This window comes from Polaromonas aquatica (genome assembly GCF_050626995.1).
GTDB lineage: Bacteria > Pseudomonadota > Gammaproteobacteria > Burkholderiales > Burkholderiaceae_C > Polaromonas > Polaromonas aquatica_A.
On record NZ_CP192467.1, the window covers coordinates 202,985 to 226,725 of the forward strand.

The following is a 23,741-nucleotide window of genomic DNA, read 5'->3' on the forward strand; positions in this document are numbered from 1 at the left end:
TAACCGTCACATTTCCGCATAGGCATGGGAAACCGCCTCGTCCCCGCCATCCTGATTGCGCTGCTGGTGATATTCCATGCGCAACTCTGGATTGGCCGGGGCAGCATTCCCAGCGTGCGCGAGATGCAGCACCGGTTGACTGAGCAGCTCGAAAAAAACACACAGTCCCGTGCCGCCAATGACCTGCTCGCGGCAGAGGTCAGGGACTTGAAGGAAGGCCTCGAAATGGTCGAAGAAAAGGCCCGAATCGAGCTGGGCATGGTCAAGCCCAATGAAATCTTCGTACAGGTGACCAAGTAAGCCCCGATGGGTGTCGTTGCCCTGTTGAACCGACCGTGCTGCAAATTGCCGTTACCGGCGCTCCATTTACCGGGAAAACCCAGCTCGCGGCTGCGTTAAGCCGTTCCCTGAAAGATTCGGGGTGCGAAGCCAGAATAGTGGTTGCCGGAGCCCTGCCCTTCCCAGCCGATCTGGCCCGTTGTGAGCTGACGCTGCTCATGGGACTGGAAGAGCTTTCACCCTCAGCAGATAACGCAGCGAACGAAAGTTGGCGACTTCAACGCGCCGCAGACGCGTTGATTCGCGAGGCGTTGACGCACGAAGGCGTTTCCTATCGGGTCATATACGGGACTGCGGAGCAACGTGTGGCCCAGGCGCTCGAGGCAGCACAGCATCTTCGTCTCCGGCAGGTCGCCGTGGCGCTTCCGCACAATGCCCTTGATGCGGCACCACAGACCAGGGGCAGCCACAAAGCCTGGGTCTGGGCGTGCGAAAAATGCAGCGATCCCGGATGCGAGCACCGCCTGCTCAGCGACCTCCTGACCCAGCGGGCTTCCGCACCTTGATACGCAGCAAAACTTCGCTGCGCCCTGGCGGTATCGGTATCCGCTTATTGCACCGTTGAAGTGGGTGGTTGCTGGTTGGTTTGACTGGTGAAAAGCTGCGCCGCGTCCACCGGGTCAAACTCGTATTGCGCGCCGCAAAATTCGCAGCCAACCGCAACCTTGCCGCGCTCCGAAATGATGCTTTCGATTTCGCCTGTACCCAGGCTTCGCAACATGCTGCCTACACGGTCCCGCGAACAGCTGCAGGCAAAACTGGGGGCGGCGGGTTCGAACCGTGTGACCTGTTCCTCCCAGAAAAGGCGGCGCAGGATCGTGTCGACATCCAGCGTTAAAAGTTCTTCGCGCTTGAGCGTGCCTGCCAGCATGGCAATGCGTTTGTAATCTTCGTTCACGCCAATCTGGTCTTCATTGGCGTCCCGGTCGATCTGGCCTTCCAGGTTGCCCTGGCCTTTGACCGGCAGGCGCTGGATCAACAGTCCCGCCGCCACATTCCCGTCGGCCGCCAGGATCAGCCTGGTATCGAGCTGCTCACTTTGCAGCATGTAATGTTCAAGCACCTCCGCCAGGTTTTCAATCTTCTCGCGCTGGTCGCCAAACAGAGGCACCACGCCCTGGTAGGCCTGTTGCCCCGGCTGTTTGTCCTTGGGGTCCAGCGTGATGGCGCAGCGCCCCTGATTGCTCACGTTGACCAGCTGGCTCAGCGAACTGCCAGCATCGACCGTACCCGTCACCGTGGCCGTGGCGCGCAAGCTCAGGTCGGGCTGCACCTCGGCCACAGCCAGCTTGACCGGGCCGTCACCAAAGATCTGGAGAATGAGCGCGCCGTTGAACTTGATGTTGCTCTGCATCAGCGCACCGGCGGCCGTCATTTCGCCCAGGAGCTGCATGACTTCTGCAGGGTAGCCGCCTGCCGCCTGCCTGCGCTTGAGGATTTCCTGCCAGGAATCGGTCAGGCGCACCAGCATTCCGCGTACCGGTAAGCCGTCAAAGATGAATTTATGCAGTTCAGACATTGGGCCCCCACGGTCGCTCACTGCGTGTAGCTTCCTGCCCCCCGAGGGGGCCGCTCCGCCTGCAGCCCGGCAAAGCCGGTTCTGCGGCTCCTGCTTGCATAAGAGCGCCGGCTTTGGCGCTCTGCTCGTAGTGTTTTGGTTTAGTCATCTTGGATGTTCAGGCGATTTTCTTGAGCCCGGCCTTGTAGCGCTGGGCATTTTCTATATAGTGCTGCGCGATCATCTTTAAACCCGCGATCTGCTCCGGGGAAAGCTGCCGCACCGCCTTGGCCGGACTCCCGATGATCAGGGAGCCGTCCGGGAATTCCTTGCCTTCGGTGACTACCGAGCCCGCACCTACCAGGCAGTTTTTGCCGATTTTCGCGTGATTGAGTACCACCGCCTGGATGCCGATCAGCGAGCCGTCGCCGATGGTGCAGCCATGCAGCATGACCTGGTGGCCGACAGTGACGTCTTCGCCAATGACAAGCGGAACACCCATGTCGGCATGCAGCACGCTGTTGTCCTGGACATTGGTGCCGCGGCCCACGGTAATCGTTTCGGTGTCGCCGCGGATCACTACGCCAAACCAGACGCTGCAGTCTTCGCCCAGCCGCACGTCGCCAATCACCTGGGCATTGTCGGCCACCCAGGCGGACGCTGGAACGGTGGGAGTCAGCGTATCGAGTTGGTAAATGGCCATGGGTTTGGTAGAAAGATGTTGGAGCAAAGGCCACAAAGAAGTCCGGACCTGGCCCCGATTGTAAGGAGCCCACTTCATGCGTGCCCGCCTGCATCGCCTTGCCCACCGGTATCGCCGACAATTCCCTTATGAAGCCTACGCCGACTCCCCCGGAACTGCGCCAGTACGCGCTGCGCGCACTGCTGGAGCGAGATTCAGGCGAAAAAGTGCTTCTAACCCAAGCACTATGGGCGCAAGCAGCTACTCTTTTGATAGCAATTGACGAGCCACTTCCGGCGCCCACCGGCCTACCCGGCTGCCCGGACCGACCCGAGCTGCGCTCCCACCTCGACGTCCCGAAACGCTCGCCCTTCACGCATGAAGGCCTGGCAGCACTGCTCCATGCGGTGATCCATATTGAATTTAATGCCATCAACCTGGCCCTGGACGCGATATGGCGGTTTGCCGGCATGCCGCGCGCCTACTACCTGGACTGGCTCAAGGTAGCGGCCGAGGAAGCCCATCACTTCAGCCTGCTGCGCGCCCACCTGCAGGCCATGGGCTACGACTACGGCGACTTTCCCGCGCACACGGGCCTGTGGGACATGACCGCCAAAACCGCGGGCGACGTGCTGGCGCGCATGGCGCTGGTGCCGCGCACCCTGGAAGCCAGGGGCCTGGACGCTACCCCGCCCATGCAGGCCAAGCTGCGCAAGGTCGGCACGCCCGAGGCGCTTCGGGCGGTCGATATCCTGGACATCATCTTGCGCGACGAGATCGGCCATGTCGCCATCGGCAACCAGTGGTACCGGCACCTCTGCACCCAGCGCGGGCTGGATCCGGTGGCGAGCTACGCGGTGTTGGCCCGGCAGTATGGCGCCCCTCGGCTGAAAGGCCCCCTGAACCTGGGCGCCAGGCGGCAGGCGGGTTTTGATGACGCCGAGCTGGCCCTCCTGGGCTCCTAGGCCGGGGGCGGAGAACAGGGCGATTTCCTACATTCTGTGACGGCAGGGTTTTTCGAAGATCGCTAGACTGTGTAAGCACTTGAAAAAGGAGTTTGCGCATGATCAGGCACCTGGTTCCAGACGTCCCGCCGCAAATGCCGCGCCTGCCCGCGGACATCGCCCTTCAACTGCCTCAAGGCCAGCGCCTGGGAGCACCCAACGCGCCCGTCAAACTCGCGTTCTCCCACTGGTCCAGCATCGCCCGCCTCAAGGCCGGCCAGATCGGTGCCCTGGCAGAGGAATACGTCGAGGGCAAGCTTCAGCTCGAAGGCGCCATGCGCGACGTGATGCGTGCCGTCACCAAGCTGTTGCCGGGCAACCCCGTACAAAGCGACACCGGCTGGTGGTCTGCCCTGCTGCACCGCGCCAAGTCCATGGCCGCGCACACCCATGCGCGGGATGCGGCGCAAATCCAGTTTCACTACGACGTCTCAGACGCCTTCTATGCGCTCTGGCTCGATCCCCGTCGGGTTTATTCGTGCGCCTACTATCGCGATGCTTCGATGACGCTGGCCCAGGCGCAGGAGGCCAAGCTGGACCACATCTGCCGCAAGCTCATGCTCAAGCCTGGTGAACGCTTCCTCGACGTAGGCGCGGGCTGGGGCGGGCTGCTTCTGTGGGCTGCCGAGCACTATGGCGTCGACGCCACCGGCATCACGCTGTCGAAAAACCAGCACGCGCATGTGCAGCGCCTGATCGAAGAAAAAGGCCTGAGCGGACGCGTGCGCATGGAGCTGCGCGACTACCGCGACATGCCGGAAGACCAGCCTTTCGACAAAATCTCTTCAGTGGGCATGTTCGAGCACGTGGGCCATGCCAACATGACCGCCTACTTCCGCAAGATCATGCGCCTGCTCGCGCCCGGTGGCCTGGTCATGAACCATGGCATCACCGCCGGCGGCCTGGAAAACCGCCAGCTCGGTGCGGGTATGGGCGATTTCATCGAAAAATACATCTTCCCGGGCGGCGAACTGATGCACATCAGCGCAGTGCTGGAGCACATGTCGCGCGCCGGCCTGGAGATGGTGGACACCGAAAACCTGCGGCCCCACTATGCACGTACGCTGTGGAACTGGTCTGACGCGCTGGAAGCAAAGCTGGACGACGCACGGCAGGTGCTGGCCAGAGACGGCGGAGCCGATCGCGCCGAGAAAACACTGCGTGCCTACCGTCTCTACCTGGCAGGCAGCGCGATGAGCTTCGAGCAGGGCTGGATCTCGCTGCACCAGATGCTGGCCGCGCGGCCGTCAGGCGACGTGCACAACACATCTGTCCCCGGCGCCCAGTCCAGCTACCCCTTCAACAGAAACTACATGTACACCGCTGCCCAGGTGGATTAGTACACCCCTATCGGGCTCACTTCGTGTAGCCCTTTTCCCCTTGCAGGGGACGGCGCCTGCGGTCTGGCAAAGCCAGTCCCGCGGCACCCTTGGTTGTGCCCCTCTTAAACCCAGCATGAGCCCCGGAACCGGCTTTGCCGGGCCGTAGGGCGGGCGGCCCCTCGGGGGCAGGGAGTTACGCGCAGCGAACGACCGTGGGGCTCTACTATCCCCGAGGATGATGCTGCGCGTGCAAGGCTTTGAGCCGCTCACGTGCCACATGGGTATAAATCGTGGTGGTGGAAATATCGGAATGCCCCAGCAGCATCTGCACCGCGCGCAAATCGGCGCCGTGATTCAGCAAGTGCGTGGCAAACGCATGACGCAAGGTGTGGGGTGACAGCGGCGAATTGATGCCCGCAAGCCGGGCATACTTTTTCACCAGCATCCAGAACATCACGCGGCTCATGCCCTTGCCGTGGCCGGTGACAAACAGGTCGTCGGTCTGCTGCCCGCCCAGGATGGCGGAGCGTGCATCAGCGAGGTACTGCACGATCCATTCGCGCGCCACCTGGCCGAAAGGCACCAGGCGCTCCTTGCTGCCTTTGCCCATGATGCGCAGCACGCCTTCATTGAGGCTGACATGAAAGGTCTTGAGCCCCACGAGCTCACTCACGCGCAGGCCGCTGGCGTACAGCAGCTCCAGCATGGCGCGGTCGCGCTGGCCCAGCGGGGTTTGGACATCGGGCGCAGCCAGCAGGGACTCAACCTGGGCTTCGCTCATGGTCTTGGGAACGCGCAATGCCTGCTTGGCCGATTGGAGCTTGAGCGTTGGGTCGGCCGTGATGAAACGTTCACGCAGCGCCCAGCGAAAATAGCGTTTGAACACCGTCAGGCGGCGGTTGGCCGAGGTGGCCTTGGTCGCCGCATGCCTGGCGGAAAAATAGCGGTTGAGATCGTTTTCGACGGTCTCATCAAGTTTGCGCGCCCCCTGCTCCCGGGCAGCGAGCCAGACGGCGTACAAGGACAGGTCACGGCGGTAGGCTGCCAGCGTATTTTTGGACAGCCCATCCTCCAGCCACAAGGCGTCGATAAACCCATCAATACTGGACTGGCTTTCTGGTTGCATGGGATGACCATAACAAAAAAGCCGCCGTGCATTCAACCGCACGACGGCTTGGCCGGGAAGCCCCGCTCCGGGCGAACCGGGACCGGACTTACTCCAGTTTGAGTTTGGCGGAATCAACCACCTTTTTATAAACCTCGAATTCGGCCTTGATCTGCGCCGTGAATTGCTCGGGCGTGTTGGCGATGATCAGGGAACCGGTATCTTCGATGCGCTTGCGTATCGCCGGATCCTCCAGCGACTTCTTCACGCCGGCACTGACCTTGTCGATCACCTCCTTCGGCAGCCCCTTGGGGCCGATGATGCCGTAGTAGGCCATGCGGTTCGCAGGCTCCATGCCCACTTCCTTGAAGGTCGGAATATCCGGCAGCACGGCCAGGCGCTGCGGCGCTGCCACCACAATGGGAATCAGGCGCTTTTGCTGGATGAATGGCAGTGCCGATGGCAGGTTGTCGAAAATCATGGGTACCTGGCCCGCCACCGTGTCGTTCAGGGCGGGACCCGCACCGCGGTAGGGAATGTGCGTTATGAAGGTGCCCGACATGCTCTTGAAGAGCTCCATCTGCAGGTGGCCAATGCCGCCCGTGCCTGAAGACGAGTAGGAATACTTGCCCGGATTTTTCTTGAGCTCAGCCACAAATTCCTTGTAGTTGCGCGCTGGAAAGCTCGGGTGTACCGCAATGATGTTGGGCGTTGCCGCGATATTGATGATGGGCGTGAAGTCCGTCAGCGTGTTGTACGGGATCTTGGCGTTGATGGCCGGATTGGCTGCGGTGGTGGAGACCGTGGCCACGCCCAGCGCATACCCGTCAGGAGCGGCGCGGGATGTCTCGAGCGCGCCCACGACGCCACCGCCGCCGGCGCGGTTCTCGACGATCACGTTCTGGCCCAGCGCCTTGCCCAGAGGCTCGGAGATGACACGGGCGACGATATCAGTGGTGCCGCCTGGCGCGAAGGGCACCACCAGCTTGACCACCTTGTTGGGATAGCCCTGCGCCAGAGCGGGGCCCGCGGCAGCGCCTAGCGCAAGCGCGGACACCACGGAATAGGCAAACAGATGACGACGTTGCATGTTCAGTCCTTCAATAAAAACAGCAGAAATGGTAATCGCAAGAGCTATGCCCCGCAGTTGTGGATTACGCATAAGGGCAAACCCCAAGGGATTACGGTTATTCTCGCCGGGGTGAACTACGCGCAGCTTCTTTTCCCCGATTTCTCCCTCATCGTCTGCGGCTATCTGGTCTGCCGATACACCGCCCTCAACCGCACGGTATGGGAGCAGGTTGAAAGCCTGGTTTATTACTTTTTATTTCCAGTGCTGCTGTTTCACTCCATCGTGAAAAGCCCGCTGGACCTGGGCGCTACCTCCAGCCTGATAGGCGCCGGCATCCTCATGGGGATGGCGGGCATCCTCATGGCCTATAGCCTGCCGTACCTGCCCTGGATCGGCAGGTATATTGATGCGCGCGAACACGCCGCCAGCGCGCAGGTGGCCTTTCGCTTCAACTCATTCATCGCCCTGGCGCTGGCCGAGCGGCTGGGCGGAAGCCAGGGGGTGCAGCTGATCGCGGTACTGATTGGCGTATGCGTGCCTCTTTTCAACGTGGCTGCCGTGTGGCCCATGGCCCGGCACGCGCAGCGCGGGTTCGTTGGGGAGCTGGTGCGCAACCCGCTGATCCTGGCCACCGCCACGGGCCTCGCAGCCAACCTGCTGGGCTTTACCATGCCCGTCTGGCTGGAACCTACCGTGACCCGCATTGGCGCCGCCTCACTGGCCCTGGGCCTGATGGCTGCTGGCGCCGGCATGCAGTTCGGCCACCTGACACAGGCCAAAACGCTGGCGGTGGCAGTGCTGTCAATACGCCACTTGCTGCTGCCCCTCGTCGCGCTTGGCCTTTCCAAAGCCTTTGGGTTGTCAATGACGCAAACCACCATCCTGCTGGCGTTTTCCGCGCTGCCCACCGCATCCAGTGCCTATGTGCTGGCGGCGCGCATGGGCTACAACGGCGGCTACGTGGCGGGTTTGGTGACGCTGTCGACGATGCTCGGCGTCGTCAGCCTGCCCTTTGCGCTGGGCTTGCTGCGGTGAGAGGGCATCAGCCAGCGGTTACCTCGCCGATTCCGGTGAATCAGGATTTGCTATTAATTTAATAGCTACTTGCGCCCATTTAAAAAGGGCTGAAGGCCAATTTCATTCAAAGTTATTGCCCTAAAGCCCATGCCACGTGCTCCCTGACCAGTTCGCTGGAACAGTCGGCACGCCTCGCCAAAGCCTCGCGCAGAGGCATTCCTGCCGCCGGATCCAGGGCATGCAGGGCATTGCCCATTGCCACGGCAACGTTACGCAGCCAGCGTTCATGGCCAATGCGCCGGATCGGGCTTCCTTCGGTGAATCGCAGAAACGCTTCCTCCGTCCAGTCAAACAGGGTGACCAGCTGCATGCCGGTCAAACCGCTGCGCTCATCAAAATCAGGCAAGGCACTGCGTTGGGCGAATTTGTTCCAGGGGCATATCAGCTGGCAGTCGTCGCAGCCATAGATACGGTTGCCCATCAGGGGGCGGAATTCCAGCGGAATCGGGCCTGCATGCTCGATGGTGAGGTAAGAGATGCAACGCCGGGCATCCAGCTTGTGGGGCGCGATGATCGCCTGCGTCGGGCATACGTCAATGCAGGCCTGGCAGGAGCCGCAATGCGGCGTCACGGGTTCACTGGGCGGCAGAGAAATATCGACATAGATTTCGCCGAGGAAGAACATGGACCCCGCTTCGCGATTGAGCAGCAAGGTGTGCTTGCCGCGCCATCCCTGGCCGCTGCGGGCGGCGAGCTCAGCTTCCAGCACGGGTGCGGAATCAGTGAAGGCGCGGTGGCCCAGCTGGCCTACATGGCTGGAAATGCGCTCACTGAGTTTTTGCAGCCGGCCGCGCAGGATCTTGTGATAGTCGCGGCCACGCGCGTACACCGACACAATTCCTTCGGCCGGGCGCTCGAGGCGGCTGAACTCAATAGCCTGCCATTCTCCCGGTGCGGCGGCAGTCGAGGCCGGCAGGTAATCCATCCGGGCTGTGATGACGCTCACAGTGCCCGGTATCAGCTCGGCCGGACGGGCCCGTTTGAGTCCATGCGCGGCCATGTAATGCATGTCACCATGAAAGCCTGCCGCCAGCCAGGCCGATAATCCGGGCTCAGCCGACGATAAATCGACACCGGCAATGCCAATTTGCGAAAATCCAAGCTCGCGCGCCCAAGTTTGAATTTGAGAAACGAATTGATGACTGTTCAAAGAGTTGCCGGCGGACACCCGCTGATTGTAAAAAACATTGCCTGGCCTGATGAGGCCGCCACGGCAATGTTCGCGCAGGCCTTGGCGAACCATCCCGCCATCGGCCGCGTGCTCATTGAGTTGCAGGGCGATCTTGGCGCCGGCAAAACCACTTTTGTACGCCACCTGCTCAAGAGCCTGGGCGTGGAGGGCCGGATCAAAAGTCCCACCTACGCGGTGGTGGAGCCCTACACCCTGGAGGCTGGCCGGAATGCCGGCATGAACATCTGGCACTTTGACTTTTACCGATTCAACGACCCGCGCGAGTGGGAAGAAGCCGGGTTCCGCGACATCTTTGCCAGCACAGGCCTCAAGCTTGTCGAGTGGCCGGAAAAGGCCGGTCCGCATCTGCCGCAACCCGACCTGCTCCTGCGCCTGGAAGTCCTGCCGGACGATGCCCGTACCGTCACCCTGACAGCCCACACGCCTGCAGGCGCGGAATTGCTGGTATGAGCCGCCAGCCCTTGAACCGCCGAAGCGCCCTGCAGCTGGGCAGCGTAGTGCTGCTGCTGGGCGTGCAGCACATCGCACGCGGCGCCACCATCGTGGCGGTGCGCGTCTGGCCGTCCAAGGACTACACGCGGCTCACCATCGAGTCCGACGGTGAAATCAAGGCGCGCCAATTTTTTATCGCCGAGCCACCTCGCCTGGCGGTTGACATCGAAGGCATTGACCTGATCCCGGCCCTGCGCGAGCTGGTCGCCAAGGTGAAGTCCGACGACCCGAATATCTCCGGCATCCGGGTCGGGCAAAACGCACCCGGCGTGGTGCGGCTGGTGATAGACCTCAAGCAACCCATTCTTCCGCAGGTGTTCACCCTCCCCCCGGTGGCGGCTTACCAGTACCGCCTGGTATTTGACCTGTACCCGACTCAAGTCGCCGATCCGCTGGAAGCCCTGATCGCGGAAAAGCTTGCGGACAGGCAACCCGGAAGCAGCCCGCCCGCGAGTTCCGGAACGGCTTCTGGCAACGACCCCCTCGGCGACCTGATCGCACGGCAATCGGAAAAACCGCCGTCGCATGCCGCTTCAGGTGCCCCTGGCACTGGCAAACAGGCCGACAGCAAACTACCCGGCGCGGCGAGCGGCAAAACCGCGCCGGAAGCAGCGGCCACCGCAAAAAACAAGACCGACCGGCTTGTCATCGTGGCGCTGGACCCAGGCCATGGCGGTGAAGACCCAGGCGCCGTCGGCCCCGGCGGCACGCGCGAAAAAGACGTGGTGCTGCAAATTGCCCACCGCCTGCGCGACCGCATCAACCAGCAGCCCAACATGCGCGCCTACCTCACGCGGGATGCTGATTTTTTTGTCCCTCTGCACATCCGCGTGCAGAAGGCGCGGCGCGTACAGGCCGACCTTTTCATCAGCATTCATGCCGACGCATTCTTCACCGCCCGGCCGCAGGGGGCGAGCGTCTTCGCGCTCAGCGAAAAAGGCGCCTCCAGCAGCGCTGCGCGCTGGATCGCCGACAAGGAAAACTCGGCCGACCTGGTCGGGGGCGTCAACGTCAAAGCCAAAGACGCACAGGTGCAGAAAGCGCTGTTGGACATGAGCACCACAGCGCAAATCAATGACAGCCTGAAACTCGGCAGCGCCATGCTGGGCGAGATCGGCAACGTCGGCAAGCTGCACAAACCGAAGGTGGAGCAAGCCGGTTTTGCGGTATTAAAAGCACCCGACATTCCCAGCGTGCTGGTAGAAACGGCTTTCATCAGCAACCCGGATGAAGAAGCCAGGCTGCGCAGTGACGACTACCAGATACAGCTGGCTGACGCGTTGATGCGCGGTATCACACGGTACTTCGCCAAAAACCCTCCGTTGGCGCGCAACCGGGCCGTGTAATTTGCGGCTCATCGGCTCACGCTGTCAATGCGTGTACGGCCGAATGCCCACTGCCATGGCCGCAGCGAGACGACAGTTCCCGGTGGCTTTCTCCTACACCCCCGCGGCGGCTCATCCCCCTACATTGTGATCACAGGCAACTCAAGGCATCCCGGTGTGGATGTCAGGAGCAAAAGCCTGGATTCCTAGCAAAGGTAAACAATATGAACACGAAACTTTTGATGTCAACGGCAGCAGCAGCAGCAGCATTGATAGGCTTGACCGGCTGCAGCACCAGCCCTACCAATGCGCAAATCGGGACAGGTGTTGGCGCTGTCGCTGGCGGTGTGATGGGCAATGCCGTGTTCGGCACTACCCTCGGCACTGTGGGGGGCGCAGCCGCTGGCGCACTGATCGGAAATGAAGTCGGCAAAAAACGCTGACCGAAGGCTGGCCTACGCCAGCTCACTCAGACGGGATAGATCAGCGAGTTGAGGATCATCTCGCTGTCGTACACACAAAGACGGCTCCTGAATTTCAGGAGGCCGTCTTTTTTGATGAGTTCGTCGATATAACGGCCGACGTTATAAACCTCGCTCACGCTGCCCGGCTTGGTGCGAAAAACCGCATAGTTCGCCTCGGCGTTGATAAGTTGCCCTTCCGCCGAATCAACCTGCGACACAATGCGCGCCGGGCTGACGATGTGGCGCATGTAATAAGGGCCGTGGTAAATCGTCTGGGTAACGCCGTACACCCGGTCTTTCATCATGCCCCGGCTTTCCAGTGCCATCAGGGCCAGCGGCAGGCCGCGGTCAAAATTCTCGCGGGCCTGGACCTTGTATCGCCCTTCCTCCACGAAAAATTCCGGCCACTCTTCAAAATGTTTGCCGTCCAGCGCCGCCGCATAGGCCGCATTGAGCTGGTCCACCTCAAGTTGCAGCATCAGGCGCTGCAGCCCTTGTTCGTTCGATGTCATAGGCCCATGACTTTCTTCCAGTAGGCGTACATGCTGCGGATCAGGGTTTCAGTCACCATGTGCTCCGTCATCTCGGTGCCGGTACCGCCCAGTTCGCACAAGGTCGACCCGCTGTCACCGGCCTGGGCGAAGCCGGCCTGGCTGAACTCGATCACTTCCCCGTCGTCCGCACTGACAAAACCGGCCGGGCCGAACAGGTTGGCCTGGCGCAGGCGGCGCTGCGTCATTTCGGGCGTGTCGTCGGCAAAGCCGAAGTGCGTCCAGATGAAATCAAACTCACCCTGTCCGCGCGGCACGATGTGGCGGGTGCTGAGCGAATTAACCTGCTGCTGGATGATCAGGCTGGGAAACAGTGTGATCATGGTGACCGTGGGCGTGATGTCGCTGCCGGGATTGGACGGGTCGGGCACCTTCCACCACGGCTCGGGCACCACGTCCAGCAAGCGGTCGTCATGCAGGGCCATGTTGGCCTTAAAGGAGGTCACGCCTTCGGTCACGGCAGCGTTCTCTCCGCCCTCGTTGCGGCGCGAGATCATCACGGCATGACGGCCCTGCCCGTCCATCACCATGCGGCTTTTCTGGTCGGCCCGCCAGAGGCCGAAGGTGACAAACCAGGTGTGCAGCAGACCGGGGTGATAGGGATCCTTGATGTTTTCCATCATCAACTTCCAGTTGCCTGGAATGCGCTGGCGGTTGTAGCCCAGCAGCGTCAGTTTGCGTGCCCCTTCCGGGCCTTTGAAAATACGGTCTATCCACGGCATGAGCTGCGGGCCGAGGTAGTCTTCCAGCGGCTCGGTGGCGTCGCTGAACGTCGCAAACACCAGGCCATGCAGCACCGCCACACGCAGCTTGGTGAGCCCGTGATCCTTGAGGTCGAACCCTTCGGGCATGCCGCCATTGACGCAATCATCCTCTTTCACGCCGTCCTTGAAAGGCAGTCCCGCCAGGTCGCCGTTGAGCTTGTAGGTCCACTGGTGATAAGGGCACACAAAGCTGCGCGCGTTGCCTTGCGGGTTCTGACAAAAGCGCACGCCGCGGTGGGCACAACGGTTTTCCACCACACGCATGCCATGGTCAGTCGCCCGGTCTTTAGGGGCAACGCGATCCCGCACCATCAGCACCTGGCGTTCGCCGACGTAGCTCAGCTTGTAGTCGCCCACATTGGGAACCTCGGCCTCAAGACCGACGTAACACCAGTGCGCGCCGTAAAAGATTCTTTCCAGCTCACGCTGGTAGAGCTGCGCATCGGTGTAGGCCCAGAAGGGCACGCGGCTGGAGCCGGGATTGCTCCAACGTGACAGGGTTTGGGGTGCGTTCATCTCAATGTCTCCGGGGCCCGCAGCGCACCTGCGCACAGGCTTTGGACAGATAATACGCTTACTTACGATCTCCGGCTTCTTTCCCTGCTTTTCACCGCGGCGGCGTCCCCACCCGTCAGTCAAATACGCAGGTTGCCTGCCCAATCCTGGCCTGCACTTCTGCCCCGGTCGGAGGCACACAGCCGCGCCGCATGACACACAGGCTGGCGCTGGCCACCGCGTGGACCAGCAAGTTGCGCCCTGCGGCATCGTCCGGCAGCGCCGGCAGAGCGCCGGTGCGGGCAACACTGCTTTTTTGCGCCAGCAAGGCTGCCATGAAGCCGGCGAGGAAACAGTCGCCCGCCCCCACGGTATCCACCACCGCCAATGACCGGGATTCGCGTGCGCGCCACTGCCGCCCATCGCTTGTCAGCAGGCAAGCTCCATGCGGCCCCAAGGTCAGAACCAGCAAACTGGCACCGCTCGCGCCGAGCAGATGCTGCGCCCGCGCAAAAACATCAGTGCCAGGTATCTCCAGGTTTTCCAGGTCTTCATCGCTGACCTTGACCACATCCGCATGCTGCAGTGCGGCGTGCACGTTGTGCCTGTAGGCCTGCAGGTCCGGCATGACCGACGGCCGCAGGTTAGCATCGACCACCACCACGCTGCCGGCCTGATGCCGGGCACGCAACCACGGAAGGTAACGGCCGGCATCTTCCGGTGCGAGGGCCAGCGCGCCGGTGTACACCATCTCCAGCGCGGGAACACGATTGCACGACTCGATCAGGCTGTCCGCCGTGACCGCACGGTCCGCCACGTCCTGCCGGTAAAAAACATAGTCGGGATGGCCTGCGTCATCCAGTCCCACCACCGCCAGCGAGGTGCTTTGCGCCACCGGCTGTGGACAGGCCAGCCGCACACCGTCACCGGTCAATGCTGCCGCTAGCTGGCGGCCAAAGCGATCCCGCGACAGGGGATTGAGATACAAGGTATCGACACCCTGTCGTGCCAGTGCACGTGTCAGATTGAACACAGCGCCGCCTGGACAAGGCTCATAACGTCCATCTGATTGAGCAATCAGGTCAATCAAGGCTTCACCGGCGGTTGCAACTTGCACCTTTTTCCCAGGGTTTTCCATAATCTCAGGGTAATCCATAACTAAAACAACTTGATTTAATAAGTCAAGCCCCACTATAGTTCACCAGAGCCCATCGTTCATGGGTACTTTCCCGCGATTCCCCAGCGCCCTACCAGCCTGGAACGTCGATTCAACAAGGAGACAATTTTGATGAAAAAGACCACCACCCTCTTGGCGTTGTCCGGCCTTGCGCTGGCCGCAACATCGGCCTTTGCAGCGGGCGAGCCTGTGATCGGCTTGATCACCAAAACCGAGACCAACCCCTTCTTCGTCAAGATGAAGGAAGGCGCTGAAGCCGAGGCCAAAAAGCTCGGCGCCAAGCTGCTGACCGCCGCCGGCAAATCGGACGGTGATACCGCAGGGCAGATCACCGCGCTGGAAAACATGGCGGCCGGCGGCGCCAAAACCATCTTGATCACCGCCAGCGGCGATGCCATCAGCCCTACCGTCAAAAAACTCCAGGCCAAAGGCGTGCAGGTGATTGCACTGGACAGCCCTTTTGAAGGCGCCGATGCCCTGTTCGCCACCGACAATTACAAAGCCGGTGTTTTGATCGGGCAGTACGCGAAGGCAGCTATGGCCGGCAAACCCGCCAGGATTGTCACGATCGACCTGTTCCCAGGCCATCCGGTGGGAGCTCAGCGCCACAACGGGTTCATGAAGGGGTTCGGTCTGCCCGCAGCAGACGCAAAATCCAACGAGTTGTCCAAAGACGCAGCCGTGGTCTGCATGGCCGACGGTTTTGGTGACCGGGCCAAGAGCCAGACGGCCATGGAAAACTGCCTGCAGAAAAATCCCGACATCAATGTGGTCTACACCATCAACGAACCTGCGGCCGCAGGTGCGTTCAATGCGCTGAAAAAGGCCGGCAAGGAAAAAGGCGTGACCATTGTCTCGGTCGATGGTGGCTGCCAGGGCATCAAGGACACTGCGGCCGGCATCATCACCGCCACGTCGCAGCAATACCCGCTGACCATGGCGGCACTCGGCGTGGCAGCGGGTGTCAGCTACGCCAAAGACGGCAAAAAGGCTTCGGGTTACACCGATACCGGCGTGACCCTTGTCTCGGCGAAAGCCCTCCCGGGCGTAGACAGCAAGGACACCAAGACGGGCCTGGACCTTTGCTGGGGTGCGAAGTAATCGGCCAGGCGCTTGCCGCTAGCCGCCCGTCATCCCGCACCGGACCGGCTGCGGGATGACAATATTATTTCTTCATCCTGGGCCTTTACCGATGAACCTGTCTTCACGTCATATACCCTGGGGGGCTCTCGGCCCCTGGCTGGCCTTGCTGGCCACCTGCATTTTTTTTACCACCCAGTCAGACCGCTTCCTGACCGGTGAAAACCTGTCCCTGGTGCTGCAGCAGGTGATGGTCGTCGGCGTGCTGGCCATTGGGCAGACCCTGATCATCCTGACGGCGGGCATTGACCTGTCCTGCGGCATGGTGATGGCATTGGGCGGCATGGTGATGACCAAGGTCGCCGTGAATTACGGCATCGACCCCTACCTGGCCATTGCCTGCGGCCTGGCCGTCACGACCGGCTTCGGCCTCCTCAACGGCTTGCTGGTCACCCGCATCAAACTGCCTCCTTTCATCGTGACGCTGGGCACACTGAATATCGCATTTGCGATCACCCAGATTTACTCCAACGCGCAAATCGTTTCCAACCTCCCGACGGAATTGACCGCGCTGGGTAACACCTTCAATCTGGGCAGCACGGAGGTCAGCCTCGGAACCGTCGCCATGATTGGCCTGTACCTGCTGGCATGGTTTGTCTTGCGGGATACTGCGCCGGGCCGTCACCTGTATGCCGTGGGCAATAACGCCGAAGCCGCACGGCTGACCGGCATCCGGGTTGACCGCGTGCTGGTAGCTGTCTATGCACTGGCTGGCCTTTTTTACGGCATCGCCGCGCTCCTGTCGGTGGCGCGCACCGGCGTCGGTGACCCGAATGCCGGGCAGACCGAAAACCTGGATGCCATCACCGCCGTGGTGCTGGGCGGCACCAGCCTGTTTGGCGGACGCGGCATCATTCTGGGCACACTCGTGGGCGCGGTGATTGTAGGCGTGTTCCGCAATGGCCTGACCCTGATGGGGGTTGCCTCCGTCTACCAGACTCTGATTACCGGCATTCTGGTGATTCTTGCGGTCGCGGCCGACCAGATGTCGCGTAAAGGGCCACGCTGATGAACACCTCAACGCCCCTCCACACACCCGCACCTTTGATCATGCAAGCCAGGGGACTGGTCAAGCGCTACGGCCAGGTCACCGCGCTGGACGGCACTGACTTCGAATTGCGTGCCGGCGAGATCCTGGCCGTGATCGGAGACAACGGCGCCGGAAAATCCTCGCTGATCAAGGCTTTGTCCGGTGCCACCGTGCCCGACGAAGGTGAGCTGTTGCTTGACGGCAAGCCGATACGCTTCAAGTCCCCCATCGATGCGCGCCGCGCCGGGATCGAGACCGTCTACCAGGACCTGGCCGTAGCCCCTGCCATGAGCATTGCGGAGAACCTCTTCCTGGGCCGCGAACTCCTCAAGCCCGGGACCCTGGGGCGATGCCTGCGCCTGCTCGACAAGAAGAAGATGCTGGAGCAGGCGATTGCCCGCATGCAGGAACTCAAGGTCGGGATCCGTTCGATGACGCAAGCCGTGGAAACGCTTTCGGGTGGCCAGCGCCAGTGCGTGGCCGTGGCGCGCGCCGCCGCCTTTGCGCAGCATGTGGTCATCATGGACGAACCCACGGCCGCCCTGGGTGTGAAAGAAGGCAACATGGTGCTGGAGCTGATTCGCCGGGTGCGCGACAAGGGCCTGCCCGTCATCCTGATCAGCCACAACATGCCGCACGTGTTTGAAATCGCCGACCGCATCCACATCCAGCGCCTGGGCCGCCGTGCGGCGGTCGTCAATCCCAGGACCATCAGCATGAGCGACACCGTGGCCGTGATGACGGGCGCCAAGACGGCCGAAGAACTGCCGGAGTCCGCGCTTGCCTGAAATATCAGCCCCCACGCTTGTCACTGCGTGTACTACGCGAGGCCTTGCAGGCCGCCGCTCGCCGGAGGCTTCGCTTCTGTCGCCCGTCCAAGCCTGCGCAGGCAGGCTTGGAGCCGCGGGCTCCAGCCCCTCGGGGGCGCTGCGCCTGCGGACTGGCAAAGCCAGATCCGCGGCCCCGGCTGGTGAAGAGGGAACCGCATGAGGCCCTTCCATGCTTAAAGGCATTGACCCTCTGCTCACGCCTGACCTGCTCAAGCTGCTGGCCGAGATGGGCCATGACGACGCGCTGCTGCTGGCTGACGCCAACTTCACGGCCATGAGTCTGGGCGCGGGCAAACCCGTGTTGCGCCTGCCTGGCCATGGCATGGCGCGGACTGTGCGGGCCGTGGCTTCGTTGCTGCCCCTGGCTGAAGATGTGGATCATCCCGTGGCCTACATGCAGGTCAGCGGTACCGATGCGCCCTACCGTTCGGACCTGCAGCGCGAGGTCCTGGGGCTGCTGGCCCCGAACTGGCTGCCACGCCAGCAAGCCGAGGCTGTTGAGCGCTATGCGTTTTATGAGCGGGTACGCCAGGCCTATGCCATTGTGGTGACGGGTGAGTTGCAGCCTTTTGGCAACTTCATCCTGCGCAAAGGGGTCATCGGTGAAAATCTGCGTCCATGACCGAAACTTCTGCCACCGCCGCTGCTGCAGCTGCCCCTGCTGAATCCGAAGCAGCCACCCCCGTGTGGCTGCGCCAGCGCGGCTCGAACCACGTGGGCATGCGCCAGTTCAATGAGCGCGTGGTGCTGCAGGCGATTCGTTTGCATGGCAGTGTGCCCAAGGCCGAGCTGGCTCGCCTGACCGGCCTGACCGCACAGACCATCGGGCTGATCACCACGCGGCTCGAAGAAGACGACCTGCTCATCCGGCACGACCGCGTGCGTGGGCGCATTGGCCAGCCCTCGGTGCCGCTGGCACTGAACCCCGACGGTGCTTTTTCGGTCGGCATCAAGATCGGCCGGCGTAGCACCGACTGGCTGCTGGTTGATTTCACCGGCCAGGTTCGCCAACGCCTGTCGCTGGCCTATGCTTTTCCCGATGCCGACACCCTGCTCCCCGTGATCGGCCGGAACCTCCTCGCCCTGCGTGAACAACTCGGTGCACTGGCGCCGCGGCTGGTCGGCGTGGGAGTGGCCGCGCCCTTCCAGCTCGGCGGCTGGCACCGGATGCTGGGGCTGTCGGCACAGCAGTCGGACCGGTGGAACCACATCGACCTCAGCGCCGAAGTGCAAGCCATGACCGACTTGCCCGTGAGTTTTGCCAAGGACACCTCGGCGGCCTGTGTGGCTGAACTGGTGTCGGGGCGCGGGCGTGACCTCAAAAGCTTTCTTTACCTGTTTGTCGACACCTTTGTGGGCGGCGGCCTGGTCATTAACTCACAACTCCACGCCGGCATCCACAACAACGCCGGCGCCGTCGCATCGCTGCCATTGCAGGTGGCCCACGGACCCAACGCACCGCCACAGCTGATCAGCCAGGCTTCGCTGTGGGAACTGGAGCAATGCTTCAAGGCGCGCGGGCTGGACCCGGCTGCGGCCTACGACGAACGCGCCATGCAGCCGCCGTTCGAGTCCGACACCCAGGCCTGGGTCGCCAGCGCCGCCAATGCACTGGCCCACAGCGTGGTCAGCGCAACAGCCGTGCTGGATATCGACGCCGTGGTGATGGACGGCTCTTTTTGCCGCCCGCTGCTGCAGCGCCTGATTGACGCCACGGGTACAGCGCTGGGCCGCTACAACTGGGAAGGCCTCTGGCCTGCCCAGGTGATGGCTGGCAGCATTGGCTCCGATGCCCGAGCTCTCGGCGGTGCCATGCTTCCCCTGCACGCCAACTTCGCCCCCGACCGCGACCTGTTTCTCAAGGCTGGTCGCTGACCCGGGCGGCAGCCGGTGACTTGTTGCGGCTGGCCTTCCAGGCGCCATACAACACAAACAGCCCGGGAATGAGAATCATGGCCCAGATGATCTTGCTCAGGTTGGCCTGCACCCACGGCAGGTTGCCAAAGAAGTAGCCGGCGCTGCTCACACCGACCACCCAGATCAGGGCGCCCACCACGTTATAGGCCGTGAACTTGGTGCGGCCCATCTCGGCCACACCCGCCACAAAGGGCGCGAAGGTGCGCAGGAAAGGCATGAACCGCGCGAGGATGATGGTGATGCCGCCGTAACGTTCGTAAAACTCATGCGCCTGGTTGAAGGCGCGCTTGTTGAAAAACCTCGACTGCTCCCACTGGAATACCTTGGGGCCGAAGTAGCGGCCTATCGAGTAATTGCATTGGTCGCCCAGGATGGCGGCCGCCAGCATCACCCCCATGGCAATCGGCAGACTGAGCAGACCGGCACCGCAAAGCGCTCCCACCACAAACAGCAGCGAGTCACCAGGCAGGAAAGGCATGACCACCACGCCGGTTTCGACAAAAATAATAATGAAGAGCAGCGCATACACCCAGGCGCCATAGGTCTGCGTAAACGCCTCCAGGTGTTTGTCGACGTGGAGTATGAAATCGATGAGAAAGGTGACTAGTTCCATGCCTGCGATTTTGACAGGTATGAAGCCGGTCCCGTCAGGCGCCGGCCCATCCGGCCAGCGCGGCAGAGGGTCAACGGCCGCCGGCCCGCACCATCACTTGAACCAGGCCCTTGCCGGGCGCGTAGATATATCCATAGCTCAGGCCGTTACCGGTTTTCCAGCCGTACTGAACAGCACCGGATATACCTTCATACACACAAGAGAGCTTTTCAATCTCGACGGACGTTACGTCGTGGCGCATGCCCCTGGATGAAAAATAAACAGTGTTGTAGCGGCGTACCTGGCCTTGGGACCAGAGGCCCACGGGAAATTTCCCCTCGTTGCTTGCATTGCCGAAGCGCTCGTCATACACCCGGCCAATCGCAGTGCGGTCCGGTGTCAACGCAAAACGCTCATGCGCGCGGGGTACCTTGCGCTCGTAAATTTCGTGAACAGTGCCTCCCTGCCCTTCCCAGCGCATGGGCCCTTTAAGCGTCACATCACCTTTGCCAACAGAACCATCGGCTTGTTCACTGACATACGGATACACCCGGTCGACCGGCGCCAATACCAGCTCCCGGCTGTCTGTCATGGGGTTGCCGGTAAGAAGTTCGACCGGCAGGAATCGCTCTTTGACACTTTCATCATGCACGCAGACAGGCACCTTGGTTTGCATCTGCATCTGCGCTTGCGCTTGCGCCGTACCGGCAAGCAAAAGACTCCCCATCAGGGCGGTATGGATCAGGGCTTTCACTGGCATAGCCTTCATCCGGTAGACGCCCGCCAGGTCAGCGGCCACTGTTGCCGCCCACCCGTGTCATGACATGCACCAGGCCCTTGCCGGGCGCATAGATATACCCGTAGCTCGTTCCCGAACCGGTTTTCCAGCCATATTGCACCGCGCCTGGCGTGCCTTCGTAGACACAGGAAAGTTTTTCAATCTCAACGGACGTCACCTCATGGCGCGTACCTCTCGGTGAAAAATAGGTGGTGTTATAGCGGCGTACCTGGCCTTGGGTCCAGAGGCCAACCGGAAATTTCCCTTCATTGCTGGCGTTGCCGAAACGCTGGTCATAGACCCGGCCGATGGCGGTACGGTCAGGCGTCAGCGCAAAACGCTCGTGCGCACGAGGAACCTTGCGCTCGTAAATTTCGTAGACGGTACCGCCCTGGCCTTCCCACTGCATTGGCCCCTTGAGCGTCACATCCCCCTTGCCCACAGAACCATCGGGTAACTCATCGACAAACGGATACACCCGGTCGACGGCCCCAAACACCAGTTCCCGGCTATCTGTCATGGGATTGCCGGTGAGAAGTTCGACCGGCAAAAACCGCTCTTTGACGCTCTCGTCCTGAATGCACACGGGTACTTTGGGCGTCTGCGCCTGCGCGTGCGCCATACCGGCAAGCAAAAGGACGAAGGTCAAGGATGAAGAAGCTCGGGCATTCAATCGCATGGGGTCCTTGCAAAAATAAACGGAACCGTGACGGTTCCCGCAACAAAATATTACAAGATCCAGGAAAGTGGGGCAATTGCCGCACCTCGCAGCATCCACATCCCGCAAAGTCCACCCCGTAAAATCTGTGGCAATGACCGCTCTTCCAACCGCTTTTCCTGCCCGCCGTCCCATACGCGAACTCCCCGACGAATTGATCAGCCAGATTGCGGCGGGCGAGGTGGTCGAGCGGCCGGCTTCGGTCGTACGCGAACTGGTGGACAACGCGCTGGACGCCGGTGCAACCCAGGTGACGGTGCGGCTGCTGGCTGGCGGTGTACGGTTGATACTGGTGGAAGACGACGGCTCCGGCATTCCACGTGAAGAACTGCCGGTTGCCCTGAGGCGCCATGCGACCAGCAAGATCGCCTCACTGCAGGACCTCGAGGCCGTGGGCACAATGGGTTTCCGGGGCGAAGCGCTGGCCGCGATCAATTCGATTGCGGACATGAGCCTGCTATCCAGAACCGCGGCGGACGAACATGCCTGGCAACTCGATGGCCGCACCGGCGAACTGAAACCGGCAGCGCGCAGCCGCGGCACCAGTGTGGAGGTGCGTGAGCTGTTTTATGCCACGCCCGCACGCCGCAAATTCCTGAAGACCGATGCCACCGAGCTGGCCCACTGCATTGAGGCCGTGCGCCGCCATGCGCTGGTGCGGCCCGATGTGGGCTTCGCCATCTGGCATGAAGGCAAGCTGGTCGAGCAGTGGCGCGCGGCGGCGGGCGATAACGCCCACCAGCAACGCCTGTCCGATGTGCTGGGGAGCGAATTTGTCGAGCAGTCGGTCGCCGTCAGCTACGAGAGCGCCGCCCGCCGCGCCGATGGCCAACCGGCTGTGCGCGTCTGGGGCGTGGCCGGCATCCCCGATGCGGCCCGTTCGCGGGCCGACCAGCAGTTCGCCTACGTCAATGGCCGTTATGTGCGCGACAAGGTGCTGACCCATGCGGCGCGCAGCGCCTACGAGGACGTGCTGCATGGCCACCGCCAGCCGGTCTATGCGCTGTACGTCGAAATCGACCCGTCCCGCGTGGACGTGAACGTGCATCCCACCAAGATCGAGGTGCGCTTTCGTGACAGCCGCGAGGTGCACCAGGCGGTGCGCCATGCCACGGAAAACGCGCTGGCCATCCCGCGCTTTGCCGCAGGCGCGGCCATCCCGGACACACATGCCGGCGCTCCCACGGGATTTTCACAATCAAATCCGGCATTTTCCCAGCAAAATTGGGCGCAACCAGCTATCAATTTTATAGCAAGCGGCAGTCGGGTTTCAGACTTCGAGGCGATGTGGCCTTCACGGCCACAACCCGCCGATTCAGACGGCTTTGCCGTGGACGCCGGCTTTTCGCCCGCACCAATCCCTGCCATTGCCAATGGATCAAGCGACGACGCCGTCAGCACAGGCCACCCTATCCTCACCCCACTGCCTGCCGGAGACTGGCCGCTGGGCCGCGCCATTGCCCAGTTGCAGGGCATTTACGTGCTCGCCGAGAATACCCACGGCCTGGTCATCGTGGACATGCATGCCGCCCATGAGCGCATCGTTTACGAGCGCCTGAAAACGCAGATGGAGGCCGGCGAAGGCGCCAGCCTTGCCAGGCAGCCCCTGCTGATCCCGGCCACCTTTCCCGCCAGCCCCCAGGAAGTAGCCACGGCTGAGGCCAGCGCCCAGACCCTGGCCACGCTGGGCCTTGAGATCACGCCTTTTTCGCCCAAAACCCTGGCGGTGCGTGCCGTACCCACCAGCCTGGCGCAAGGCGACGCGGTGGAACTGGCCCGCAGCGTGCTGGCCGAACTGGCCCTGCACGATGCCAGCACCGTCATTCAGCGCGCGCAGAACGAGTTGCTCTCTACCATGGCCTGCCACGGCGCCGTACGCGCCAACCGCAAGCTCACACTCGACGAAATGAACGCCCTGCTGCGCCAGATGGAAGCCACCGAGCGTTCCGACCAGTGCAATCACGGGCGGCCGACGTGGCGCCAGGTAAGCATCCGGGAGTTGGACGCCCTCTTCATGCGCGGGCGCTGAGAGCCTGCTGGGAGAGCTGACTGACTTTCAGACTTTTATCACGCGCGGACACAATTTCGGCTGCGGGGCGGCGCAAGAATTGCATGGCCAAAGCGTTACAGTTTGGCCGATCTGCTAGGGGAAAACGCCAAACCTGAGAACTTTTTCA

25 protein-coding genes are annotated in these 23,741 nt (G+C 62.0%); 14 read left to right on the top strand and 11 right to left on the bottom strand.

Features of this window, described 5'->3' with window-relative positions; genetic code table 11:
- Positions 1-24: 24 nt before the first annotated feature.
- On the top strand, positions 25-300 hold the full coding sequence (locus tag ACQ4MS_RS00935; protein WP_431097126.1) for a septum formation initiator family protein: 276 nt from the start codon (positions 25-27) through the stop codon (positions 298-300).
- A 35-nt stretch (positions 301-335) separates the two neighbouring features.
- The gene (locus tag ACQ4MS_RS00940) at positions 336-845 is read left to right on the top strand and encodes a hypothetical protein (protein ID WP_431097128.1); all 510 of its coding nucleotides are present in this window, start codon (positions 336-338) and stop codon (positions 843-845) included.
- Positions 846-889: 44 nt separating this feature from the next.
- Here the strand turns inward: ACQ4MS_RS00940 and ACQ4MS_RS00945 are convergent, their stop codons facing one another.
- Both ACQ4MS_RS00945 and ACQ4MS_RS00950 read right to left on the bottom strand, forming a co-directional pair.
- A complete protein-coding gene (locus ACQ4MS_RS00945) occupies positions 890-1,858 on the bottom strand; it encodes an Hsp33 family molecular chaperone HslO (protein WP_431097129.1) in 969 nt (322 codons plus the stop codon).
- A gap of 157 nt (positions 1,859-2,015) precedes the next feature.
- Positions 2,016-2,540 (bottom strand): gamma carbonic anhydrase family protein, encoded by a 525-nt coding sequence (locus tag ACQ4MS_RS00950; protein WP_431097131.1) that lies wholly within the window; start codon positions 2,538-2,540, stop codon positions 2,016-2,018.
- 128 nt (positions 2,541-2,668) lie between these two features.
- Here ACQ4MS_RS00950 and ACQ4MS_RS00955 point away from each other — a divergent pair, with 128 nt between their 5' ends.
- Entirely contained in the window at positions 2,669-3,484 is an 816-nt protein-coding gene (locus ACQ4MS_RS00955; RefSeq protein ID WP_431099505.1) for a ferritin-like domain-containing protein, read from the top strand.
- A gap of 98 nt (positions 3,485-3,582) precedes the next feature.
- Positions 3,583-4,863, top strand: a complete 1,281-nt coding sequence (locus ACQ4MS_RS00960; RefSeq protein ID WP_431097133.1) for a class I SAM-dependent methyltransferase — start codon at positions 3,583-3,585, stop codon at positions 4,861-4,863.
- Between the two features lie 205 nt (positions 4,864-5,068).
- Here ACQ4MS_RS00960 and xerD read toward each other — a convergent pair whose 3' ends face one another.
- Complete coding sequence (gene xerD / locus ACQ4MS_RS00965) at positions 5,069-5,971, bottom strand: site-specific tyrosine recombinase XerD (protein WP_431097135.1); 903 nt, start codon at positions 5,969-5,971, stop codon at positions 5,069-5,071.
- 88 nt (positions 5,972-6,059) lie between these two features.
- Positions 6,060-7,040, bottom strand: coding sequence for a tripartite tricarboxylate transporter substrate binding protein BugE (locus ACQ4MS_RS00970; protein WP_431097136.1), 981 nt, complete (start codon positions 7,038-7,040; stop codon positions 6,060-6,062).
- Positions 7,041-7,151: 111 nt separating this feature from the next.
- On the opposite strand from ACQ4MS_RS00970, the gene ACQ4MS_RS00975 reads away from it, so the two are divergent.
- Complete coding sequence (locus tag ACQ4MS_RS00975) at positions 7,152-8,057, top strand: AEC family transporter (RefSeq protein WP_431099506.1); 906 nt, start codon at positions 7,152-7,154, stop codon at positions 8,055-8,057.
- Positions 8,058-8,169: 112 nt separating this feature from the next.
- Here ACQ4MS_RS00975 and queG read toward each other — a convergent pair whose 3' ends face one another.
- The gene (gene queG, locus ACQ4MS_RS00980) at positions 8,170-9,222 is read right to left on the bottom strand and encodes a tRNA epoxyqueuosine(34) reductase QueG (RefSeq protein WP_431099507.1); all 1,053 of its coding nucleotides are present in this window, start codon (positions 9,220-9,222) and stop codon (positions 8,170-8,172) included.
- A 15-nt stretch (positions 9,223-9,237) separates the two neighbouring features.
- On the opposite strand from queG, the gene tsaE reads away from it, so the two are divergent.
- The 3 genes from tsaE to ACQ4MS_RS00995 all read left to right on the top strand — a co-directional run bounded on the left by tsaE (position 9,238) and on the right by ACQ4MS_RS00995 (position 11,551).
- Entirely contained in the window at positions 9,238-9,741 is a 504-nt protein-coding gene (tsaE, locus tag ACQ4MS_RS00985) for a tRNA (adenosine(37)-N6)-threonylcarbamoyltransferase complex ATPase subunit type 1 TsaE (protein ID WP_431097137.1), read from the top strand.
- Complete coding sequence (locus ACQ4MS_RS00990) at positions 9,738-11,129, top strand: N-acetylmuramoyl-L-alanine amidase (protein WP_431097139.1); 1,392 nt, start codon at positions 9,738-9,740, stop codon at positions 11,127-11,129. The genes tsaE and ACQ4MS_RS00990 overlap by 4 nt, the downstream gene beginning before the upstream one ends.
- Positions 11,130-11,332: 203 nt before the next feature.
- On the top strand, positions 11,333-11,551 hold the full coding sequence (locus ACQ4MS_RS00995) for a glycine zipper 2TM domain-containing protein (protein ID WP_431097140.1): 219 nt from the start codon (positions 11,333-11,335) through the stop codon (positions 11,549-11,551).
- A 26-nt stretch (positions 11,552-11,577) separates the two neighbouring features.
- Here the strand turns inward: ACQ4MS_RS00995 and ACQ4MS_RS01000 are convergent, their stop codons facing one another.
- From ACQ4MS_RS01000 to ACQ4MS_RS01010, 3 genes are all read right to left on the bottom strand, one after another.
- On the bottom strand, positions 11,578-12,051 hold the full coding sequence (locus ACQ4MS_RS01000; protein WP_431099508.1) for an aromatic-ring-hydroxylating dioxygenase subunit beta: 474 nt from the start codon (positions 12,049-12,051) through the stop codon (positions 11,578-11,580).
- A 29-nt stretch (positions 12,052-12,080) separates the two neighbouring features.
- A complete protein-coding gene (locus ACQ4MS_RS01005) occupies positions 12,081-13,403 on the bottom strand; it encodes an aromatic ring-hydroxylating dioxygenase subunit alpha (RefSeq protein ID WP_431097141.1) in 1,323 nt (440 codons plus the stop codon).
- A 115-nt stretch (positions 13,404-13,518) separates the two neighbouring features.
- Complete coding sequence (locus ACQ4MS_RS01010; protein WP_431097142.1) at positions 13,519-14,499, bottom strand: PfkB family carbohydrate kinase; 981 nt, start codon at positions 14,497-14,499, stop codon at positions 13,519-13,521.
- A 171-nt stretch (positions 14,500-14,670) separates the two neighbouring features.
- Here ACQ4MS_RS01010 and ACQ4MS_RS01015 point away from each other — a divergent pair, with 171 nt between their 5' ends.
- The 5 genes from ACQ4MS_RS01015 to ACQ4MS_RS01035 all read left to right on the top strand — a co-directional run bounded on the left by ACQ4MS_RS01015 (position 14,671) and on the right by ACQ4MS_RS01035 (position 19,434).
- Complete coding sequence (locus tag ACQ4MS_RS01015; protein ID WP_431097143.1) at positions 14,671-15,660, top strand: substrate-binding domain-containing protein; 990 nt, start codon at positions 14,671-14,673, stop codon at positions 15,658-15,660.
- 91 nt (positions 15,661-15,751) lie between these two features.
- Complete coding sequence (locus tag ACQ4MS_RS01020; protein ID WP_431097144.1) at positions 15,752-16,708, top strand: ABC transporter permease; 957 nt, start codon at positions 15,752-15,754, stop codon at positions 16,706-16,708.
- Positions 16,708-17,517: an ATP-binding cassette domain-containing protein gene (locus ACQ4MS_RS01025; protein ID WP_431097146.1), complete on the top strand. Its 810-nt coding sequence runs from the start codon at positions 16,708-16,710 to the stop codon at positions 17,515-17,517. The genes ACQ4MS_RS01020 and ACQ4MS_RS01025 overlap by 1 nt, the downstream gene beginning before the upstream one ends.
- 211 nt (positions 17,518-17,728) lie before the next feature.
- Positions 17,729-18,181, top strand: a complete 453-nt coding sequence (locus tag ACQ4MS_RS01030; protein ID WP_431097147.1) for an RbsD/FucU family protein — start codon at positions 17,729-17,731, stop codon at positions 18,179-18,181.
- Positions 18,178-19,434: an ROK family protein gene (locus ACQ4MS_RS01035; protein WP_431097148.1), complete on the top strand. Its 1,257-nt coding sequence runs from the start codon at positions 18,178-18,180 to the stop codon at positions 19,432-19,434. The genes ACQ4MS_RS01030 and ACQ4MS_RS01035 overlap by 4 nt, the downstream gene beginning before the upstream one ends.
- On the opposite strand, the gene ACQ4MS_RS01040 is transcribed toward ACQ4MS_RS01035, so the two are convergent.
- The 3 genes from ACQ4MS_RS01040 to ACQ4MS_RS01050 all read right to left on the bottom strand — a co-directional run bounded on the left by ACQ4MS_RS01040 (position 19,418) and on the right by ACQ4MS_RS01050 (position 21,495).
- A complete protein-coding gene (locus tag ACQ4MS_RS01040) occupies positions 19,418-20,089 on the bottom strand; it encodes a DedA family protein (RefSeq protein WP_431097150.1) in 672 nt (223 codons plus the stop codon). The two genes, ACQ4MS_RS01035 and ACQ4MS_RS01040, sit on opposite strands and share 17 nt — an antisense overlap.
- Positions 20,090-20,159: 70 nt before the next feature.
- On the bottom strand, positions 20,160-20,828 hold the full coding sequence (locus tag ACQ4MS_RS01045) for a hypothetical protein (RefSeq protein ID WP_431097152.1): 669 nt from the start codon (positions 20,826-20,828) through the stop codon (positions 20,160-20,162).
- A gap of 28 nt (positions 20,829-20,856) precedes the next feature.
- Positions 20,857-21,495, bottom strand: a complete 639-nt coding sequence (locus tag ACQ4MS_RS01050; RefSeq protein ID WP_431097153.1) for a hypothetical protein — start codon at positions 21,493-21,495, stop codon at positions 20,857-20,859.
- Positions 21,496-21,658: 163 nt separating this feature from the next.
- On the opposite strand from ACQ4MS_RS01050, the gene mutL reads away from it, so the two are divergent.
- A complete protein-coding gene (gene mutL, locus ACQ4MS_RS01055; RefSeq protein WP_431097154.1) occupies positions 21,659-23,593 on the top strand; it encodes a DNA mismatch repair endonuclease MutL in 1,935 nt (644 codons plus the stop codon).
- Positions 23,594-23,741: the final 148 nt, after the last annotated feature.

Coding starts and splice junctions, on each gene's coding strand:
- ACQ4MS_RS00955 (WP_431099505.1), top strand. CDS start 2,669: ATGAAGCCTACGCCGACTCCCCCGGAACTGCGCCAGTACGCGCTGCGC.
- xerD (WP_431097135.1), bottom strand. CDS start 5,971: ATGCAACCAGAAAGCCAGTCCAGTATTGATGGGTTTATCGACGCCTTG.
- mutL (WP_431097154.1), top strand. CDS start 21,659: ATGACCGCTCTTCCAACCGCTTTTCCTGCCCGCCGTCCCATACGCGAA.
- ACQ4MS_RS01005 (WP_431097141.1), bottom strand. CDS start 13,403: ATGAACGCACCCCAAACCCTGTCACGTTGGAGCAATCCCGGCTCCAGC.
- ACQ4MS_RS01035 (WP_431097148.1), top strand. CDS start 18,178: ATGACCGAAACTTCTGCCACCGCCGCTGCTGCAGCTGCCCCTGCTGAA.
- ACQ4MS_RS01030 (WP_431097147.1), top strand. CDS start 17,729: ATGCTTAAAGGCATTGACCCTCTGCTCACGCCTGACCTGCTCAAGCTG.
- tsaE (WP_431097137.1), top strand. CDS start 9,238: ATGACTGTTCAAAGAGTTGCCGGCGGACACCCGCTGATTGTAAAAAAC.
- ACQ4MS_RS00970 (WP_431097136.1), bottom strand. CDS start 7,040: ATGCAACGTCGTCATCTGTTTGCCTATTCCGTGGTGTCCGCGCTTGCG.
- ACQ4MS_RS01015 (WP_431097143.1), top strand. CDS start 14,671: ATGAAAAAGACCACCACCCTCTTGGCGTTGTCCGGCCTTGCGCTGGCC.
- ACQ4MS_RS00950 (WP_431097131.1), bottom strand. CDS start 2,540: ATGGCCATTTACCAACTCGATACGCTGACTCCCACCGTTCCAGCGTCC.
- ACQ4MS_RS00935 (WP_431097126.1), top strand. CDS start 25: ATGGGAAACCGCCTCGTCCCCGCCATCCTGATTGCGCTGCTGGTGATA.
- ACQ4MS_RS01040 (WP_431097150.1), bottom strand. CDS start 20,089: ATGGAACTAGTCACCTTTCTCATCGATTTCATACTCCACGTCGACAAA.
- ACQ4MS_RS01045 (WP_431097152.1), bottom strand. CDS start 20,828: ATGCCAGTGAAAGCCCTGATCCATACCGCCCTGATGGGGAGTCTTTTG.
- ACQ4MS_RS01025 (WP_431097146.1), top strand. CDS start 16,708: ATGAACACCTCAACGCCCCTCCACACACCCGCACCTTTGATCATGCAA.
- ACQ4MS_RS00990 (WP_431097139.1), top strand. CDS start 9,738: ATGAGCCGCCAGCCCTTGAACCGCCGAAGCGCCCTGCAGCTGGGCAGC.
- ACQ4MS_RS00945 (WP_431097129.1), bottom strand. CDS start 1,858: ATGTCTGAACTGCATAAATTCATCTTTGACGGCTTACCGGTACGCGGA.
- ACQ4MS_RS00960 (WP_431097133.1), top strand. CDS start 3,583: ATGATCAGGCACCTGGTTCCAGACGTCCCGCCGCAAATGCCGCGCCTG.
- ACQ4MS_RS00995 (WP_431097140.1), top strand. CDS start 11,333: ATGAACACGAAACTTTTGATGTCAACGGCAGCAGCAGCAGCAGCATTG.
- ACQ4MS_RS01020 (WP_431097144.1), top strand. CDS start 15,752: ATGAACCTGTCTTCACGTCATATACCCTGGGGGGCTCTCGGCCCCTGG.
- ACQ4MS_RS01000 (WP_431099508.1), bottom strand. CDS start 12,051: ATGCTGCAACTTGAGGTGGACCAGCTCAATGCGGCCTATGCGGCGGCG.